Raw genomic sequence first — 20,430 nt, 5'->3', positions numbered from 1 at the left:
ATATTTCTAGGATATTTCTACTGTATTTCCATGACAATTCCACGATATAACTATACCAATCACGGATAACGTCACTCCCTGATCATCGGTGGTAGTCCCCTTGGGTAATATAAGCCCCTTAGGAAGCAATCAGGGAGAAAAAATAGGTTCAAATAGGTTGTTTGGGTTTACGGGGAAAGAGCCGGTCAAAGGGGCTGATTCCCTGAATGAATAATTCCATGTCCCAAGAAGCAAAAGGCTGAGACAAAGACCGCTTCCGAAAATTCCTTCCCGGGAAATAAGTCAATCCAGAAAAAATCAAGGTCTGTTCCATGATACTTGGGTTTATAACTATGTCCAAGTTGAGACCAAGCCAAAAAAAGAGGCGTGGAACTCAAATTACCGCCTTAGTGGTACTGCCATACCTTAGACACGGAAAAGTGAGCCCACGCCAAAAGGCGTGAGCATTTCACTTTACTTCTCGCGTCTATTTGGAAAATTGGCAGTTTTCTAAGACGAGACGATAAAGTGCAAATGCATCGATTTCTTTCGAAGAATTCGCAAAATAGAGAAATCAAAATTTATTTCTCTTTTCAATTTTACATAAAAAATTAATGTTAAACAAATATTTTATAATTTTTTACATCATTTTTTTTATATAAAACACAAATTTAACTGCAAATACAATTATTTTCTAAATTTCTATATTTGAGAAAACTGGCAGTTTTCAAATGGAAAAAAGGGATTTCAATAGAATAAAGGTAGTTTTGGCCGAAAAAAAGATGCAAAATAAAAAACTAGCCGAAAAGTTAAATGTTGCACCCACGACAGTTTCAAATTGGGCAACAAATAAATCTCAACCCTCCATTGAAACCCTTTTTGAAATAGCTGATTACCTTCAAGTTGATGTGAGGATTCTACTTGTGCCCAATCTTGAAAAAAACGAAATATAAAGTCAGATGAATTTGGGTTTCTAGGTCTGGCAATAACTACCGAATTTTTCCCATCTCCAAAAGAATATATTGCATTAAAGAAGTATTTCCTGTAAGTTCAAAATGGGTTAAAGGTGAAAAAGCAACTCCAAAGCAGTACAAAACTTAAAATGGCTGATCAATACAAAAATCATTGACACAAATTGCCAGAGATTTAATTGCAAGGCTTATCTGTTGATCAATGCCAGGTCTTGACTTTTTGAAAAACAAACTTAAATTCAAATAGTATTTCGATAAAGGGTAAACCCGATTTTTAGGGTTTATACCGAACCAAAATATAATGGCCAGAGGGACATACATTTCTGAAAATCTTACACAACCCCAAATTGAGATGATGCTTTTGCTGGATGAATATGAGATGGACATATTCACTCTACAGGAGCTACAGGAATTGTCGGCTCACCAATTTGACAATTTCAATGAACTGGTCGAAAACCTATCACACAAAAAAATCCTTTCCCGTATAGAACGTGGAAAATATTGCCGCTCCAACTTTCGGGATGAAAAAGTGATTGGTACCCGACTTGTGGAATATGGAGCTTTGGCTTATTGGTCAGCTTTAAACCTGCACGGCCTTATCAAACAGTTTCCCAATTCCGTATTTATTCAAACCACCAAAGTAAAACCACCAAAACAGGTGTTCGGGTTGACTTACAAGTTTGTGAAAATAACCCCCAAGAAAAAAACAGGGATAATCAAAGAAGGCCATGGAAACCATAGCTATGCTATTTCCGATATAGAGAAAACTATAGTGGACTACTTTGACTTGCCTCAACACACAGGCGGCTTTGCAGACCTAATCCGTGCTTTTGACACAGCGAAAGTCTCTGAAGACAAAATGATGGAATACTGCAAGGCCGTAAACAATCTTGCAGCTACTAATCGAATAGGTTATTTATCTGAAATGCTAGACAAAAAAGGAATGAAATCCTTTATCCGTTTTGCCAAAGACCAGCTTACGCAAACCTACAATCCATTGGGTCCATTAGGTGTGGAAACCGGGAAATACAATGCAGAGTGGAAATTGAAATTGAATATTTCTGAAGCTGAGGTATTAAAAATTGTGAGCCAAAATTGTTATTAATTATATAGTATAGATTATCCTGTGCGATGAGCCTAAGTAAAAACATATCATTAATAGAGGGCTTAGAAGCTTTGGGAATCAAAAATGGTTCCTATGGTTTAAGATGGGTTTCCGAAAAAGAAAGGGAGAAGAATAACGAGCATATATATATAGCACTTGAACAAGCTGAGCGCTTTAATGCAAAAGCTATATACTTTAGGTTTTTTAGTGAGGACATCCGTCCTCCTAGGCCTCAAATATATATTTATGAATATTCCGAAATTAACTTAGACCAAAACTCCCCAGCTCAGATTCATCATCATCTATGGAATGCAGGCGTTGTTCCATATGCTTTTATTTTTCGTGAATCTGAGGTTTTAGTTTATAACTGTGGTTTAAAACCCGATTGGAATAAGGATGACACTCAATTCATAACCAAAGCACACGATCTAATTGACTTGTTGAGTGATTTTCAATCCAATATCCAACAATATCATGCACGTCAATTTGATTCAGGGTTATTTTGGGATTCTGAAACAGGAAAAGGCATCAAATATGGACAAAGTGCCTATGAACAATTATTGACTCAGCTTAAAAACGCCAAGACTAATATCATTAGTCAGGTTGGACAAGAAAAAGCCCTTTTGGTTAAGAGAGTTTTGATGATACTTATCCTCATAAAATACCTCGAAGAGCGAAAAGATGAGGATGGAAAAGGTGCTTTAGACCCTGGAGAATTTTATAAAGATTATAACCAAGATGAGCCTACTTTAGAAGGTGTTTTGGAAAATGTAGAGACGTTTTCCAGTATGTTAAAAGATCTTTCCAGCAAGGAACACTTCAACGGGCAGATTTTTAATTTAAGCCCTAATGAACTGAATGAACTTCGAAATGTAGATTTAAGGGTTTTTCAATTATTTGTTAGAGGAGATGCTGCAATTTTTCCTTCTTCAAAACATGGCTTAGGTAATCTTTCCCTTTGGAAACTATATCAGTTCAACTACTTACCAATCGAATTGATTAGTCATATCTATGAGGACTTTTTAGCTGATGAAAACGGAAACAAGAAAAAAGGAGTAGTTTACACACCTCCATACCTTGTTCAGTTTCTGGTAGACCGTGCCATGCCTCTTAATGATCCAAAAGAAGAATTTAAAGTTTTGGATCCAGCCTGTGGCTCAGGAATTTTTCTGGTAGGTGCTTATAAAAGAATGATCCAATGGTGGAGAGTTCGAAATAATTGGAAGAAACCAACCAGGGATAATGTTGATGAGTTAAAAGCACTGCTAAAAAACAATATATACGGTTGTGACTTGGAAGAAGAGGCGGTAACATTAACATACTTTAGTCTCGGTTTGGCACTCCTAGATGCCTTATCACCCAAGGAGATATGGAAAAATGTCCATTTTGATAACCTTATCGATCAAAATTTGATTAATGGAGATTTTTTTAGAGTTAAATACAAAGATGAGCTAAATGCTGACTTTGATCTTGTAATAGGAAACCCACCTTTCGATTCAACTTTTACTTCTTGGGCTATTGAAGTAGACAAACTTTCAACTCAGGAAAATAATGCCCGGCCATCAGTTCCCGATAATCAAATAGCATTATTGTTTTTGGAACAATCTTTCAAACTACTGAAAAAAGGTGGGAATACCTGCTTAATATTACCGGCCGGCCCTGTTCTTTACAACACAAAAGTTCACGATTTTAGAAGTTACTTGATTGAAACAAATCGTTTCAAAACGATTTTCGATTTTACACCATTAAGGGCAAAGTTATTTATTGGAAGTAGTTCCAGCGCTAAGCCCGCTGTAGTTGCAGTATTAGCTGAGAATAATGTGCATAATGAACAGCCCATTCAACATTTGATTTTTAGGCGAACAAGAGCCTCCAGTGAAAAAATTGAATTTGAAATTGACCACTATGATTTTCACTGGATTTCTTACAATAGAGTACTTCGTATTCCTAACATTTGGCAAGCCAATTTCATGGGAGGTGGCAGGCTTCATCAATTCATGGAGAAAGTCAATAATAGAAAAACATTAGATTCTTATCTAAAAACTAAAATTGAAGAAAGAAATTGGGTAGTAGCCGAAGGTTGGATAGAAGCCCCCTCCTCTAAATATATTCACAGGGCTAATGAATTATCTAAGTTAAACATTCTTGAAAAAAAGGAAAAAGAGGAGCTAGAAATTCTAAAGACTAAATATTCAGCAGAATGGATAACTGGACACCCCTTTATTGAAACAAAGGATTTAACCGAGGAAGGAATTCAGAATATTTCAATATGTCACACAGAATATTTTATTAGATCTCGAAGGAAAAACAAATTAATTTTTCAACCTCCTCATTTATTAATAAAGGAAAGTGTCACTGGAGATAAAATACCTGTGGAATTTAGCAATAATTATTTAACATTTAAAGACAAAATCGTAGGAATACATGCACCTGTGGAGGAAAAAATCGAGCTAAAAAAATTAGAAGAGTACTTAAAAGAAAGTGAAAACGTTCCTTTGATGTGGCTTCTTAGTGGCCAAGTATTAACTTCTCGAGAAGGAGTCCCTCTTAAGGGTGATATTTTAAGTTTACCTTTTCCAAAAATTGAACTTGATCCTATAGAAGAATTGTTTCTTAAAGACATCTTACTTTACTATTCAGACTTCAGAAAGCAAGGTGAAAAAAGTGATGTTTTAAGTACTATTAGTATAGGAGAACTTGAGCAATTCGGCAAAACGTATTGTAGAATACTGAACTCAATTTATGATGATTTCAGGCCACTTAATCCAATTCTGGGAAATGAGTTTATAGCTTATCCATTTGTTTTGGGTGACAAACCGGAAATGGAAATCCCTGATACCATCAGTGATATAGAATCAACGCTGCATCAACTTATAGATCATCAAGTTTCCTATAACCTATGGGTAAAGCGTATCCTTAGGGTTTATCATAAAAATGTGATCATCTTATATAAGCCAAATCAAAAGCGATATTGGCTAAGATCCATTGCGGTTCGCGATGCAGATGAAACTTTCAGTGACTTATTTAATCAGGGTAAGTAATGGCGTATCGCAGTAACAACACTTATGGTACCTTAAGCAGTGCGCCTGAAGGACGAATAATTGAAAAAGTATATTCATTGGTCATTTCGGTTCTGGAAGGTTTAGATGGGAAAAGTAATGATAATGAAAACTATCTCACAAATAAGTTGTGTAAAAAGCTAGATTTTAATAAACCTCCAGAGTATTCGTTTTTTTTCCATCATCAGAATTTAGAGAATAGTAAAGAAAATACTTCCACTGATTTTGCAGTATTTGGGACCTATGCTTATGGCCAATCACTAAAACAAGCAGGTGAAGAATTCCCACTAGTTAAGTTTGAGGCTAAGCGCCTAAGTTCAACATTACCCAAAAAGAGGGAAAGAGAGTATGTGCTAGGGGAATATGAATCAGGGAAACAAGTAAAAAATTCAGGAGGGATCGAACGCTTTAAGAATTTACGCCATGGACACGATGTTCATCATGCTTGCATTTTAGGCTACATTCAATCTGACACATTTGAGTACTGGGAAAATAAAATTAATGACTGGATAAAAGAAGAGATAAATACACCAAATGATGTTACACTGCTTTGGGATGAGAATGATATCCTAAGAATGAGTAGTTGGTCATCTAAAGTTTGTGAATATATATCCTATTCTAAACGAAAAAAACTTCCTAACATTAGAATACGACATCTTTGGAAAAGATTCGAATGAAAAATTAGATTTTATCTCGACCTTTTCTGCTAGTTTCAAAAACAGGAACTGATCTTAAATGTATAGATTGAACTTCAACAAACTTTTCAAATCTTTTAATAAGTCGGTAATCAAGCATTTCCTTTTTCCCATCTGTGGTTTTGAGCAGGGACATAAGTTCTCTCAAATCAAATACATGTAGGAAGACTTTTTTATTCAAGAAGGTCTTTAAAATTAAATCTTCTATTTCTTTCCAGTCTCCAAAGTGAAATAATTCAGCTACTAAAACAATACAATGAGGTACTATATCTCTTTTAAATACTATCAAATTACCCTTTGAATCGAAAATATCAGTTCCATTATTAATATTTTCAGATGCACCTACCAGTTGATTAATAGCCTTCTTTATATGGCTCTGAAGGCTTAATACTTTCCGATCCATGTTTTTAACAGAACTTCCGCTAAAGATGGATAAGCTTTTAGATTCTATGAGAAAAATCCCGAGCTTGTAAAAAGCAAAAATATCTACGAATTCTTTTTCACCTGATCGGGATTTAAATTTAGGATTTAGAAATATCTCAAATGGAAAAATAGTTTCAAGTGAAAACCAGATATGTTTTTCTAGAATTTCACCTTCTTTTAAGTCCGTTAGTCTAGTATTTACATGTTGATTTAAACCTATGAAATGTGCATCAACTTCATTCCAAGAAAGGAATTTACAGCCAATTCGAAAAACTTCAATTTGATATGCATCCCTAAATTTACGAGTTGGATCAATTGAAAAATCAAATGAATCCAACGACCTTTTTACTTCATCTGTGAAGTCGCCATGATAGAAATTGGTTTCATTTTCAATTTCACTTAAAACTTCTTTACATTTTGTTTCATTAAGAGTCGCTAGTCCATAAATTAAAGGAAATCCGAGTTCTGTATAAATAACTACGGAACAATTTTGATTTTTTAAAATAAATTTTAAACATTCATTTTCTTCAATAAACCTATGAGCACCTGTCAATAAAAGGGGATTTTCAAGATCATCAAAAATCCGAAGTCCAGTATGAATAATTGGTACGTCTTTAGTTCGATCAACACCTACTAAAATTTCTGTTTCAACTCCATGAATAATGGCTTTACATGAATTCAAAGGTGCTTTTATTATTAAGACTAGTGTCTCACCTTCACTGGAAAACCAAATACTTGCTACTTCAGATCTTATTTCCTTTGTGATTCGCTTATAAGGTTCCATTGGTAACATTTATTTCAAGTAATCAAGAATTCCACTTATCTCAGAATCAAAGACAAATTTTCCAAATTGAGACAGTATCTTTTTCGAAGATGTTTGACTTATTTTAATTATGTGATTTCAGTTAGTCAGTACGTATTCCATGTTTATACCTAAGAATCGAATAAAAAAGTTGATTTTTCATTGCAGTGTTCTTTTCAATGCGGAAACAAAGGAAGAAGGATTACTTTAAATCTAAGGCTAATCATCAAACCTTAAGCTATTCCCAATAACTCAAAAAGATGATGCATTTCAGAAAATCCTCTAGCTGGATTCTCCAAATCAAACTCATTGAGTCTTTTTGAATTTTCGATAGCAACAGGCAGTTTTTCCCTCAACCGCAAATAGATATCATTCCCCTCCTTGGTAAAATACTTTTGGGATTTTGAGTAATCCTTTAAATTTCTTCTAAGGCGATCCTCGGCCCCTCCACAATCTTCAAACGGAGGTTGAGTAAATTCAAAATGAAGCAAAAACCAATACTCAATACAAGGCTGATTGATAATTATTTTCACATTCGGACTTGTGGCGAGCTGTCTTTTGTATTTCAAAAATTCATCAAGAGGTCGTGCTTGACCACTTTTTACCTCTCTTGTTTCTTTTAAAATCACATCCATATCGACGACCCAAACCACTTGATCATAATCCTCTGCAAGGCGATTTACTTGCTCAAATTGATTGACCAAAGATTTCCGTTGAGGGATTTCAGGTTTGATCTGAAACCTAGCATCAGACTCATTTCGATTAAGCATAGCGAAATACCAGGCCTCTGTTTCTCCATCTACGACAATGGCTATCTTAGGCTTCCCTCTTGAAAGTATGTTCTTTTTATTCCTCATTCTTCAGATCGATATAGAAGTCCCCCGTATTTGGAACACCTCCAAGCTTTCCGATTTTATAAGCATTGTACACATTACTTGTATTGCGGATCACAGACGAATCAAAATCAGCCAAAGAATAAAGCTCGGTGGCACTTTCTATATTCTTGTCTGTAAACCAGATCGCATCATTTCTATAGAGATCTCTATTGTCCAAAATCTCCCGGTTATGGGTTGTGGCAATCAATTGGGAATTTTTGGAATTCATCAAAAATGATAGAATAAAATGACTATACAGGTCTGGATGCAATGAACTTTCGAGTTCGTCTATGGGGAAAATCACAGGCCCTTTGATCATCATAATCAAAAGTCCGGCAAAGCCAAAATACCGTTGAGTCCCTTGAGATTCAGAAAAGAAAGGTAAAGAATACTTCGAGCCTTTTACAGTATGTTCAAATTCTAAATTTACAGCCTTTACTTTTCCTTTATTGATGAAATCATTAATTCTTTCTGGATGAGTTTCAAATCTAGCTTTCAAATATTCCAATAATCCTTCCGGCATATCTTGTTCATTCTCCTCCATGAAGATATCCGAAATATTGAAATCAGCTTTTCTGAGAATCCTGGATATATCCTGCTTCTCTATTTCACCAGAGCCAATTTTACCCAGCACATAAGTATCCAGCTCTGTTTTGGTTAAAACTAGCGGTTTAAGTTGCTTTTCAAACCAATCCCCTACCTGCTTTAACTCATCGATCTGAATATTCGTCTTGAGGTAACCACCCAGCACCGTATTGTTCCATAGGGTATTGGACTCCAAGGTCTTTTTATAAACCTTATCCACCGAAATCTTACTTCCAAACTTGATCTCAGTAAAGCGGTTTTGCACATCAGTCGTCCTTCTGAAAATATTGGCCTTGTTCGGATGGAAGTAGGTTAGTTCCTCTGATAGAATCGCTTTCTTATTGAATTCAACTGTGTAAGCATATTTTATCTCTTCCTGTATAAATTCAATGGCAAGTAAGGAAGGTTGACTTGGCGTCTCCTGATCGAAAAGAAAAGGTGAAAAATTAAGTTGGCTTGTTTTCTTCTCCACTGGCTCTAGCACCAAATCCCGAAGAAAATCAAGTGCTTGAAGAATAGTAGTTTTTCCAGATGCATTTGCTCCGTAAATGAGACCAAGCTTTAAAATTCGATGCCCACTTCCTGTAGAAATAAGGTACTTATCCTCTAAATGAGTGGAACTATCCGCCTCAAAGGAAAGAGTTTGCCTTTCTTTAACGGGTCCGAAATTCTGTAAACTGAAGTTAAGAATCATTAGCGTAGTAAATTAGAGTAAATAGTAAACCTAAAATCAGGAAGAGATCTCAAAAGTACATCAAATATAATAATATTTCGATTTTTTTATTCAAAATTGTAAATCATTTACAAATATTTGAGTAAAAATTGAGTTTTAAACCTCTTTAGCTGAACTTAAAAAAATCAGAATTATCCGGCTTAAGCTTTATACTTCTTAAAATTCTCCGCCTGCTCAAAAATCTCCTGATATACCTCATCCCGGTCTACGGGTGGATAGTCATTTTCTGCCAGGAGAATAATCAAATCTACTTTCAACTCGGCCTTGATATCTTCCCGCTTACTCCAGTCGGTGTATTTGGCTTTGTCATCGACCACATCTTTGACGGCCTGGGCCAAGTGAAGGAGTTTGTCCTCAGGATAGACAAAGTCATATTTGACGGCTAGGGCCTTTAAAATGTCATAAAAGGCTTTTTCTTCGAAGTCTATTCCCAATTCGGCATAGGAGTCCTTCTCCTTTTTCATGGCGTAGTACAGGTCAATAATCTCATCGGTAAAATCCTCCAGTACTTCACTGCGTAAGACATCCGCCTCCTTGCGCTCATTGTACTTTTCGACCAACTCCTGCATTTTCTTGGAAAACTCGATCCCCTTCACCCGATTGACCTTTTTGAAGGAATCAATGGCCTTGGCCAATAGCTTTTGAAGCAATTTGATCTTGGTGTTGGGAAGCTTAATCTTATCGATCTTAGCCAGGTAATCAGCTTCAAAAATATCCACCTCTTTTTCATCTTCCTCTCCCAGTTTAAAGATCTCCTCCACCCCTTCACTGATGATGGCCTCATGGATCATCTCCCGCACCTTGGCGTTCATCTGATCTGTATCCGGTGACTCTCCCTTGGTCAGTTTGAAGACAATGGAACGCACAGCGATATAAAAATGGATTCGGTCTTTTTCGGCATTGCTGAACACCGAACTTCCCGAACAAATGTCATAGGCCGCCTTCATCCTCTTCACCAGATTCATAAAACGCCGCTCAAACTGCTGGGTCAACTGTACAAATTCTGCTGCCTGATTTAAGACATTCAGCTGCTCCAAAGGGCTGCCTTCAAAGTACTTTTTGGAATCAAATTGATGGAAGACCGCCTCCAACAAGTTGAGATGATCCTTCACCACGATAATGGACTGCTCGATGTCCTCAAAGTTTTGACTATCCAATTTAGAGTATTGCTTCAGTGCCAGGTTCATCTGCTTCTTGATCCCGATGTAATCCACCGCCAAGCCCTTTTCCTTGCCTTCAAACTTTCGATTGACTCTCGATATGGTTTGAATCAGGGTATGCTGCTGCAAGGGCTTATCGATGTACATGGTATCCAAAAAAGGCACATCAAATCCCGTGAGCCACATATCCACCACGATGGCAATCTTGAAATTGCTTTTGCTGTTCTTAAACTGCCGATCCAGCTCCTTTCGGTAGTCCTGAGTTCCCAGCAAATTCCACAGTTCCTCCGGATCGTCCTTTGACCGGGTCATGACTAGATTGACTTTAGCCAAAGGCTTGAGCTCCCGCTTATCTTTTTCTGAAAGTTCCACCTCCTGATCCGTAAACCGTATTTCGCCCCATTGCGGGCGCAGCATTAGGATTTCCTGATACAGTTGGTGGGCAATTTCACGGGTACTGCATACAAACATAGCCTTACCGACTATCGTACTCCCCTCTGCCACCCGGGTTTCATAGTGATCGACAAAGTCCATCGCAATCGCCTGTATTCGACTGGGATCGCCCAAGATGGTTCGCATCTGAGCCATTTGGCGCTTGCTTTCATCGATCTGATACTCATTTCCCCCATCCTCGGCTACCATTTTGTAGTAGTGCTCGATTTCCTGAAGTTTCCTGTTTTCCAATAATACTTTGGCGGCACGACCCTCATAGACAATCCGAACCGTGATCTCATCCATCACGGATTCCGTCATGGTATAGCTGTCCACAATCTCCCCAAAGACATCCATGGTGGCATCGATGGGCGTGCCGGTAAAACCCACATAGGTGGCATTGGGCAGGGAATCATGGAGATGCTTCGCAAAACCAAAGCTTTTCTTAACTCCATGTTCTGTCACGCGAACTTTCTGATCCAGATTGGTTTGGCTACGATGCGCTTCATCGGAAATACAGATCACATTGCTCCGCTCTGTCAATAGCTCTGTGTCCTCATTAAACTTGTGGATGGTAGTCAAAAACACCCCTCCACTGTTTCGACCTTTGAGCTCGGCTCGAAGATCCTCCCGACTGCCTACACTTTTAATCACATTGTCTCCGATAAAACGCTTGGCATTCGTGAACTGCCCGCTCAGCTGATCATCCAAATCTGTGCGGTCGGTGATCAGCACGATGGTCGGACTGGCAAAGTCCACGCTCTTCATCAGCAAGCGAGTCAAATACAACATCGTAAAACTCTTCCCACAACCGGTCGCCCCAAAGTAAGTTCCTCCTTTTCCGTCCCCATGTGGATGCTGGTGTAACTTGATGTTTTCGAAGAGCTTGGTAGCTGCGTAGTACTGAGGGTAGCGACAGACAATCTTTTCTTCCTTCTTGGAAGTATCCGGAAGGTAGATGAAATTATGGATGATATCCAGCAAGCGGTGCTTGTCGAGCATCCCCTTGATCAGGGTGTACATAGCATCAATTCCATGCACTTGGGTAGATTTTCCGGTTTTGGGGTCAATCTCCTTGTCCAGGCCTTCGATCTTTCTCCAACCATAGAAAAACTCATATGGAGCAAAAAAACTTCCTGCCTTGGTATTCACCCCATCCGAGATCACGCAAAAAGCATTGTACTTAAATAAGTCCGGGATATCCCGTCGGTATCGATTGGTCAACTGATCGTAGGCGGAAAATAGGGAAGCCTCCTCCCGTATGCTGGACTTAAACTCAAAGACTACCAACGGCAAGCCATTCACATAGAGAATCCCATCCGGGATGCGCTTCTCAAAGCCCTGAATCTCCAGCTGATTGACCAACTTGAAAATATTGTTTTCAGGATGCTGGTAATCAATCAGGGAAATGTAAAGATCCTTTTGCTTTCGGTCTTCCCGCTTGAGCAAAAAGCCATCCCGAACCCAATGCATGATCGTCTTATTCGTCTCGTAGAGATCCGAGGCAGGTAACTTCTCCAAATCCCGGACAATCCCAAAGATCTCATTTGGTGTAATCTGCTCAGTGGCATAGGACTTTTTCAGAAATTCCTCCAAATCGGCCCGAATCAGTACTTCTTCCTTCCCCCGGATGATCTCCTCTCCCTGCACATAGGGATAACCCTGCGCTTGCAAAAGTGAGATAAAAGCCTGTTCGAGTTGGGATTCGGTGAATTTCATTTTAACTAAAATAGGTCATCAATATCTAAAATGTCAAAATCACCTTTTGATGTGTCAGGACTTTCTCTTTCCTCTTCTTTTTTTGCAGTTTCCTCTTTTGGGGTTGTCGTTACTTTTTCTTGCCAGTCATCGGCTACAACTTTCCAATTTACTTTGCGGCTAATTTCTTGATCGGATTCATTTTTTCTTGTCCAAACATTCCAAAAATCAGGATCATCTGATTTAGGCCTTTGTTCAAAAGGTAGATCCCGTACTTTCATTAAAATTGGTAATTCTGATGCCCACCCAAGAAGAATAGCATTTTGGGATGTTAATGATGGAAGTTCTCTTAGCAAACCTCTAAAAGTATCAGGAAGTAACCTTCCAACTAATTCCTGATCTCGATCATTACTAATGCGATGTAAAATATAAGAGTTGCATTGAGATAATACTGTTGGAGATAGTTCAGAAGGTCGTTGAGAAGAAAGTACTAACCCAAGTCCAAATTTTCTTCCCTCTCGGGCTATTTTTTCAAATGCCTTAGTGCAAATAGAAGAGCTATTTCCTTCCGTATTATCATTATAGCGTGTAACAAAGGAATGTGCCTCTTCCATTACCAAAACGGTAGGAAGCACTTCATTATTTAACTTTCTGTATCGTTGAAGTGCTTCAAATACTAATCTTGATATTACTGAGGTAGTTATATGAACTATTTCAGAAGGCACTAATGAAAGATCAATAATTGTGACGGAAGTTTTTTCTCCGTTTCCAAGATATTTTGTTAACCATTTGTCAAGTTCCTTTTCAGTTTCTTTACCAATGATAGAGTCCATCCGAGAATCACCAAGAAGTGTTCTTATTCTGGAGATAAGGAATTCCAAATACTGTTCATTCCCTGTTTCTTGAGCCAATGCTTCTAAATATTGAAGAAAAACTTCACCTTCAAATGGAATTGGTAAGTCTTCATTTTTTGGTAATAGCTCTTTTTCATTACCTCCTAAAGCTTCAAATACCTCTTGAAGAAGCCTGATCATTTCGTCTACCTCTTCAACATTTGATAAAAGATTGGCGAATTTTTTGGTGCGCTCAGGAGCGGTTATATATTCATTTAAAAATTTATTGAAATTGTCAAGCTCGTCCAATTGATCTAATTTTCCAATAAATACAGATGTACTAACCTGCCAGCTAACAACCATATTATAAAAACCAGATAGAACTCCAAAATTGTCACTCCAAGGAGCCCCTTTATTTTTCGAGTGCCGTAAAGAAGTAAGGATTATTCCAAAAAATCTTTTGGCTACAATCAAATTATCATCACCGTTAAAAAATAATTCATTTCTCATAGCCCTTAAGGCCTGTTTTAGGAGAGGTAATTGAGCTCCTGACTTTGCCTGTGTAAATGCACGCCATTCTTCACTATTCCAAAGCCAAAGAGGAACTTCCAGTGCATTCTCACCTTCTCCACCTACTTGAAAAACTTTTGCGGTACCCTCAAATGCTTTGGAATATTCTCCATTAGGGTCAAGAATAATAAATCGTGCATTTGCATTTTCGCCTTGCAGAGTGGCTTCCAAAGACCATTGAATTAACCCTGCCACAGTACAAGATTTACCACTTCCTGTGTTTCCTAAAACAGCCAGATGTCTCCCAAATAATTTATCTGGATCAATCTTTACCTCTGCATTAGCAGTTAAAGGGCTAGTTCCTATTAATACTCGTCTGTTTGAACCAGATTCGACTATTGAACTGAGTTGCAAATCAGTAGGAATCAATACGGGTGAACCTATACTAGGAAATGAATGAACACCGCGTTGAAATTTAAATTCGTCGTTTGAATTCATCTTCAAAATACCCAAAGGTGCCACTTTCATTTTACGGATTGGAAATGGCAAATCGATTAATCCATAGTCTTGATAGCCTTTTCTTTTGGGAAATGCCGATCGTTCTATATTTATCCATTCTACTTGGCATACAATGTGACCACGCTCATTAGGAATTAATACATAACTATTTATCCTTGGGAATTCCCTTGGTAATCCAGCATTTGCAGCAATACCATCAGGCGCTTCAAGGTCAAGTTGAACCTTTATTTCATCGGGAGCTATAAATTCAACAACCCCGATCCGTAAGTCAGCATGATTTTCAACAGGTGATCTACTCATGATCCTCAGCTTTTTCCTCTTTTTCTAATTCGTTTGAAATCTTGGAATTCACCCCCCTTGCTCTTAATAGATCAGCCATCTTATAGGTGGTTCTATCTATTGCTGGTTTAGGCAAATAATGATCTACAAGTGTCTTTAAATCGCCAAAATGGTTTCCAATTAAAAGGGTTATTTGTACTGGTCGTTTCGCCTTTTTATAAAAATTTTGAATACGATCTCCCGTGTCCTCAAAAGCCATTATGACCAGATGTGTCGATGGAATTGTTAACATGTCCGCCAAAACACGATTTATATGGTCATCTCCAAAACTGTAGCCATAGGTTAAAACAGTCGAATTTGGCCTAATCACGGAGCTAGCAAAGTCACGAAACAATTCCACGTATGGATATTCTGATGTTTCGCGGTCTTTTGATGAATTTGGATATATCATTAAACTTCCTCCATCTATATTATAGGTAGTGATGTCAGCTGCACCATAAGGCAAGGCGAATCTTCTGACAATACCATCTTTTTCAGACCAGTCTATTGATCCATGAAGTTTTGTAAAATTCACTACACCTTCAAGATATCTTGGTTCCCCTCTGATTCCAGGTGGGTTATAATGAAGATCAATATTTAATCTAGATGAACGGAAGATTGGAGAAATACTACCTACAAAACGATCTATCAAATGCAATCCTGCTAATTCAGCCCCGAACTCCAAAACCCTATCATAATTAATGGTAAATAGGTTTAAACGTTCCCGAGTGGCAATCCTACTAGCAAAGCTTAGTAGGAAGTTCATAAGATACTCTGCAGCCTCATCTTTAGCGGAAGTAACAATATTAGATTCAGCTTGCAATACGTTATTTGAAAATTCCTTAATACCTTCTTCTAATTCGCTCTTAAGTGTTTTTAATTTATCAAGGAATTCTTTGTGCGTTTCTTCAGAAGAATTACATAAAAAAACATCTAGGCCTTTTATAAGATCATTAATAGTGCGGATTTGATCTTCTATATTAGGTTCAGATCCTCTTCCAGCCCTCTCAGATGATTCTTTGGATTTCTTTAAAATTTCATCTTTAAAAACTGAAAGATTAATCTGGGACATCCCTGCTCCAGCGGAACCCGTGGCTATAAAATGTACTGCATTAGAAATACCAGCACCAGTGAGAAGAGAAAGATGTTCACTTTGGCACAAAGCAGTAAGCCAAGGTTCTATTTGATCCCTTAAATTTTCACCATCAGGCTTTTCAATTTCTGTTGGAACTTTATAATCCCTGATTTTAATTATGTTTTTCTTTTGCCAAGAAAGGGACTCTTCCATGATTCATTGTTTTTTTGATTTCTTAAACTTGTTTATTAACCCTCACCCTCCCACTAATCAACTCCGGCAATAACTTGTCACGCATTTGGTTCAAGGTTTCGATTTCAGCCTCGTTTCCTTCTTTCTTCTTAAAATACTTAGAAACGGTTTTATCGAAAAGAGACAAACAATTGAAGGATGGAACAAGAATATCCATGCTATTCAGTTGCGCTGTTGTCATACTGGGTACTGCCGAACCTTCATTCATCTCACTGAATTTTAACTTATTCACCGTATAAAAGAAATATTTAACAAAATGTTCTTCCTTCATTTCAGTGTAAAACATGGTATCTACAGACCAAAAAGGAGTATTTACATACATCACATTATCCAAACTACCCTTTCGAGGTATCAAAACTGATTCATTTTTGAAAATTGGTTTTTCTACGTACCTCATAACACCTCCTGATCCGTAACAGGGAAACTTTCCATCACCTAATTTTTTATGGTCCTTTCCATATTTAACATCTACCAATTCTTGAAGCTTCTTCACCTCCCACCCCTCCGGTATCCACTTCCCAAGCGTCTCATTAAAGACAAAGGATGCAGGAAACTGGGCGGCAAGGCTTGGGTTGGTATGTATGAGGGGTTTGAGAGCAGAAGGAGATTGCTTCATCCCTCCTTCGTCGGGATTCCCGCCTCGGCGGGCAGGCGCAATGACGGTTCCAGCAATGACGCGGCGGCGCTTTTCTGCCCGGGCTTGGAGTTCTTCGGGGATTGGATTGCCTTGGGCAAGTGCATTATCGATTACCGGATCGAAGTCCACAAACCAAGACTTAAATAACCCCTGCGCCATGGCTTCCAGGGTTTGGTTCATCTTCCGATTAAGCTCGATCTTCTCGTCCAAAGTACCTAGAATATGGGCGATAGCTTTTTGTTCGGGGAGCGGGGGGAGATTTATTAATAAAGATTCAATTTGTTTGCCACTGATATTCACCTGATTTGCGCTTCCTGTAGCAATTGAAACCAATTCCCATTGTCTCTCTTTTGGTGTTAAATAATGGAAAAGGAAATGCTTATCAAGACGATTTTTATCTTTAATCAAGAACCGTCCAACTCGTTGATTTATCAGGAAAGCATCATCAAAACCTGAATGTCTAGCCACTCTTCCCACAACTGAATTTGGAGCATTCATTCCTGAGCCAGTCATAGATATCAATACATCTCCATTTTTTATTAAAAAGTCCGAGCATTTTTCAGCCATACTCTCATCGACATAACCACAATCATTTAAATCAATTTCTCTTTCCTTGACATTTTTTATTTTTACAACTGGAATTCCTTTTTGAATAAAGTCTGTACTTTTAAACGCATATCCGCCTTGAATTTTACAAAATTCTCCAAGCTTAACTTCTCTCCACTCACTCATACCCCAATCCCTTTAAATTCTCCAAATGCGTCTGAATCACGGATAAGCACGGATTTTGGGATTTCACAGATTGTTGAAATCCCGACCTGATCCTTAAGCTATTTATGTTCTTTTCCATCTTTCTATTTTTCGTCTGTGTAATCTTTTAATCAGTTTAATCCGTGGTTCAGAAACTTTCATCTGTGCAATCCTTTAATCAGTTTAATCCGTGGTTCAGAAACTTTCATCTGTGTAATCATCTAATCAGTTTAATCCGTGATTCTAACATTTTCATCTCACCAATCGCTTAAATGTCAATGATTTACTCCCAAAATTGATCAGTAAGCCAACTTCCAGCTGATAGGCTTTTAAAAAATTTAATGCCTGAGCCAAATGCACGTCCTCCAATTCCTTGATGGCTTTCAGCTCAACCAATACTTTTCCTTCAACCACAAAATCCGCACGTCTTGTCCCAAGGGGAAATTCTAATTCCTTGTACCAGATATCCTTTTCGATTTCTCTAGCAAACTCCAAGTGTTTCTGAGCGAATTCGTAAGCGAGGGCACGTTGATAAATAACTTCCTGAAATCCATTTCCTAGCTCCTTGTGCACTTCAAAAGCAGCACCTAGAATCTTCTCGGTAATATCTTTATGTTTCAATTCAGTCATTTTATTGATCCTTTTAAATTCGTTTGAATCACGGATTTCCACGGATTGGTGGATTCCACAGATTTTTCTGCATCCACATTGATTCTTATCCTATTTATCAATTTTTTCATCTGTGCAATCCTTTAATCAGTTTAATCCGTGGTTCAGAAACTTTCATCTGTGTAATCATCTAATCAGTTTAATCCGTGATTCTGACATTTTCTTCAGTGATTCAGACAGTGAAGCCCAGTGATTTTAAATTCTCCAAAATGGCCTGATCCAAATCTTTGGCTTGGGTCAGTTGTGCTTTGAATGTGGCTGTGAGTTCGTTCATTTTTTCCTCGAAGAGTTCTCCGTCTTCTTCCTCTTCTGCGATGCCTACATAGCGACCGGGAGTGAGGACGTAGTCATTGGCGGCGATCTCGGAAAGGGTGGCAGATTTGCAGAAGCCGGGTTGGTTTGAATACCCTCCCTGCCCCCCCTGAAGGGGGGAGTTGGTCTCGTTTCTCCATTGATGATAGGTAGAAGCGATGAGTTCTATGTCCTCTTTCGTTAGCTCTTTCTGAGTGCGGTCTATCATGGTGCCGAGTTGGCGGGCATCGATAAAGAGGGTTTCTCCGCTTCGGTCCCGGAACTGGATCTCCGGATTCTCTGGATGGGGCCTTTGCTTCTTATTTTTGGTGATAAACCAGAGACAAACCGGAATCTGGGTGGTGTAGAAGAGTTGCCCTGGTAAGGCAATCATGCAATCCACCAAGTCCTTTTCCACCAGTTCGCGACGAATATCTCCCTCACCAGAGGTATTGGAGCTCATGGAGCCATTGGCCATCACGAAGCCAGCTGTACCGTATTCCGAGAGCTTATTCAGCATGTGCAGCATCCAGGCATAGTTGGCATTTCCGGTGGGTGGAGTTGTGAATCCAGACCAGCGGGGATCATCTTCCAGTTCGCTTTTCTCCCGCCACTGACTTTGGTTGAAGGGCGGGTTGGCCAGAATAAAATCCGCCTTCAGATCGGGATGCTGATCCCTGAAAAAGGTATTGGCAGGTACTTCGCCCAGATTGGCCGCGATCCCTCGGATGGCGAGGTTCATCTTGGCCAGCTTGTAGGTCACGGCCGTAAACTCCTGCCCATAGATGGAAATGTCCTTGGTATTGCCCTGATGACTCTGCACAAACTTGATGGACTGCACAAACATGCCCCCTGAACCGCAGCAGGGATCGTAGATCTTTCCCTTGTAGGGTTCCAGCATTTCGGCAATCAGGTTCACAATGGATTTTGGGGTATAGAATTCTCCTCCTCCCTTTCCTTCGGATGCGGCAAAGCGTCCGAGGAAGTACTCATAGATGCGACCTACCACATCTTCCTCTTCATCCCCGACCGTATCGATATTATTGATGGTATCCAGCAGGGCGGCAAGCTTGCTGGGATCCATATTGAGTCTGGAAAAGTAATTATCCGGTAATGCTCCTTTGAGGGAAGGGTTATTTTTCTCGATGGTATGCAGGGCCGTATCCACGATCAGGGCGATTTGGTCCTGCTTGGAGTTTTCCATGACATGGGACCAGCGGGATTCCGGAGCGAGGAAGAAGACATTCTTCATGTTATAGAATTCCTTAATCTCCAGGTACTTTTCCTTACCCTCGGCGATGAGTTCAATTCTACGCGCTTCGAATTTATCCGAAGCGAACTTGAGGAAGATCAGGCCTAGGACCACGTGTTTGTATTCCGAGCTCTCGACTGTTCCTCTCAATTTATTGGCCGAATCCCAGAGGGTTTCTTCCATGGATTTGGTATTCTTTTGGGTAGATTTTTTAGCCATTACCGATTAATCTTTTCTTTAAAGCTAGGGATTTGGGAGGAATTAAGGGAGTTCAGAAGACTAATTGACAGTAATTGTCGTCTCTCACTTTCCGAATAATGCCCCATCAAACCATAACTTTGTATTGAAACTTCTAGTTTAAGCAATTTCAAAATCAAAAAAATACCCTGTATGGGGTATTTTTAACGGTAAAAAGGAGTTTTAAAGCCTAAACCGCTATTAATTTTGACTTTTTAAGAGCGTTCATGTCAAATAATAGGATGAATCTGAATACAATTCATTATACTTTTTAAAATCAGCTTGGAGCTGGTTGAATTGATTTTTCCGATTTGAAGTTCTGCTAAATAAAATTCAGTCAAAGTGCTAAACTTCATTTTAGCTGTACCACTGGGCCAATTCTTATACAGGTCTATTTTGTAGAATTCATGAATTCGTCTGGTATAGCATAAGTCAAAATATTTTTCTCTGAATTCCATCAATTCATTTTTTATTCCAATCTGATTATCCGCAATCATGCCAGTTGCTATATTTTCTTTGTTTGACCGATTGGAAGACCGATGACCGGAGACCGAAGCTTCCAGATTCTGA

At 38.7% G+C, this 20,430-nt stretch carries 14 protein-coding genes; 4 read left to right on the top strand and 10 right to left on the bottom strand.

Annotated elements, in window-relative coordinates:
• The first annotated feature begins 710 nt into the window (after nucleotides 1-710).
• The 4 genes from FL972_RS12840 to FL972_RS12825 all read left to right on the top strand — a co-directional run bounded on the left by FL972_RS12840 (nucleotide 711) and on the right by FL972_RS12825 (nucleotide 5,791).
• Nucleotides 711-932 carry a helix-turn-helix transcriptional regulator gene (locus tag FL972_RS12840; RefSeq protein ID WP_144605859.1) on the top strand — a complete coding sequence of 74 codons (222 nt, stop codon included), beginning with the start codon at nucleotides 711-713 and terminating at the stop codon, nucleotides 930-932.
• Between the two features lie 319 nt (nucleotides 933-1,251).
• The gene (locus FL972_RS12835) at nucleotides 1,252-2,055 is read left to right on the top strand and encodes a type IV toxin-antitoxin system AbiEi family antitoxin domain-containing protein (RefSeq protein ID WP_250161351.1); all 804 of its coding nucleotides are present in this window, start codon (nucleotides 1,252-1,254) and stop codon (nucleotides 2,053-2,055) included.
• A 26-nt stretch (nucleotides 2,056-2,081) separates the two neighbouring features.
• Nucleotides 2,082-5,096 (top strand): HsdM family class I SAM-dependent methyltransferase, encoded by a 3,015-nt coding sequence (locus tag FL972_RS12830; RefSeq protein WP_144605858.1) that lies wholly within the window; start codon nucleotides 2,082-2,084, stop codon nucleotides 5,094-5,096.
• Nucleotides 5,096-5,791: a hypothetical protein gene (locus FL972_RS12825; RefSeq protein ID WP_144605857.1), complete on the top strand. Its 696-nt coding sequence runs from the start codon at nucleotides 5,096-5,098 to the stop codon at nucleotides 5,789-5,791. The genes FL972_RS12830 and FL972_RS12825 overlap by 1 nt, the downstream gene beginning before the upstream one ends.
• Before the next feature lie 4 nt (nucleotides 5,792-5,795).
• Here FL972_RS12825 and FL972_RS12820 read toward each other — a convergent pair whose 3' ends face one another.
• From FL972_RS12820 to FL972_RS12775, 10 genes are all read right to left on the bottom strand, one after another.
• On the bottom strand, nucleotides 5,796-7,016 hold the full coding sequence (locus tag FL972_RS12820) for a hypothetical protein (protein ID WP_144605856.1): 1,221 nt from the start codon (nucleotides 7,014-7,016) through the stop codon (nucleotides 5,796-5,798).
• 251 nt (nucleotides 7,017-7,267) lie between these two features.
• A complete protein-coding gene (locus FL972_RS12815; RefSeq protein WP_144605855.1) occupies nucleotides 7,268-7,891 on the bottom strand; it encodes an RloB family protein in 624 nt (207 codons plus the stop codon).
• On the bottom strand, nucleotides 7,881-9,188 hold the full coding sequence (locus tag FL972_RS12810) for an AAA family ATPase (protein WP_144605854.1): 1,308 nt from the start codon (nucleotides 9,186-9,188) through the stop codon (nucleotides 7,881-7,883). The genes FL972_RS12815 and FL972_RS12810 overlap by 11 nt, the downstream gene beginning before the upstream one ends.
• Before the next feature lie 179 nt (nucleotides 9,189-9,367).
• Nucleotides 9,368-12,538, bottom strand: coding sequence for a type I restriction endonuclease subunit R (locus FL972_RS12805; RefSeq protein WP_144605853.1), 3,171 nt, complete (start codon nucleotides 12,536-12,538; stop codon nucleotides 9,368-9,370).
• Nucleotides 12,539-12,543: 5 nt separating this feature from the next.
• Nucleotides 12,544-14,679 carry an ATP-binding protein gene (locus FL972_RS12800; RefSeq protein ID WP_144605852.1) on the bottom strand — a complete coding sequence of 712 codons (2,136 nt, stop codon included), beginning with the start codon at nucleotides 14,677-14,679 and terminating at the stop codon, nucleotides 12,544-12,546.
• On the bottom strand, nucleotides 14,672-15,985 hold the full coding sequence (locus tag FL972_RS12795) for an SIR2 family protein (protein WP_144605851.1): 1,314 nt from the start codon (nucleotides 15,983-15,985) through the stop codon (nucleotides 14,672-14,674). The genes FL972_RS12800 and FL972_RS12795 overlap by 8 nt, the downstream gene beginning before the upstream one ends.
• Nucleotides 15,986-16,007: 22 nt before the next feature.
• A complete protein-coding gene (locus FL972_RS12790) occupies nucleotides 16,008-17,393 on the bottom strand; it encodes a restriction endonuclease subunit S (RefSeq protein ID WP_144605850.1) in 1,386 nt (461 codons plus the stop codon).
• 270 nt (nucleotides 17,394-17,663) lie between these two features.
• The gene (locus FL972_RS12785) at nucleotides 17,664-18,041 is read right to left on the bottom strand and encodes a GxxExxY protein (protein ID WP_144605849.1); all 378 of its coding nucleotides are present in this window, start codon (nucleotides 18,039-18,041) and stop codon (nucleotides 17,664-17,666) included.
• Nucleotides 18,042-18,252: 211 nt separating this feature from the next.
• Nucleotides 18,253-19,806 carry an HsdM family class I SAM-dependent methyltransferase gene (locus tag FL972_RS12780; RefSeq protein WP_250161350.1) on the bottom strand — a complete coding sequence of 518 codons (1,554 nt, stop codon included), beginning with the start codon at nucleotides 19,804-19,806 and terminating at the stop codon, nucleotides 18,253-18,255.
• 284 nt (nucleotides 19,807-20,090) lie between these two features.
• Nucleotides 20,091-20,430 (bottom strand): hypothetical protein (locus tag FL972_RS12775; protein ID WP_186300113.1); only part of this gene is annotated, 340 nt, incomplete at its 5' end.

The organism is Algoriphagus algorifonticola, from assembly GCF_007655305.1.
In the GTDB taxonomy this organism is placed as follows: Bacteria; Bacteroidota; Bacteroidia; order Cytophagales; family Cyclobacteriaceae; genus Algoriphagus; species Algoriphagus algorifonticola.
Note: the sequence above shows the minus strand (reverse complement) of the source record. Positions and strands in the feature narration are given on the sequence as shown.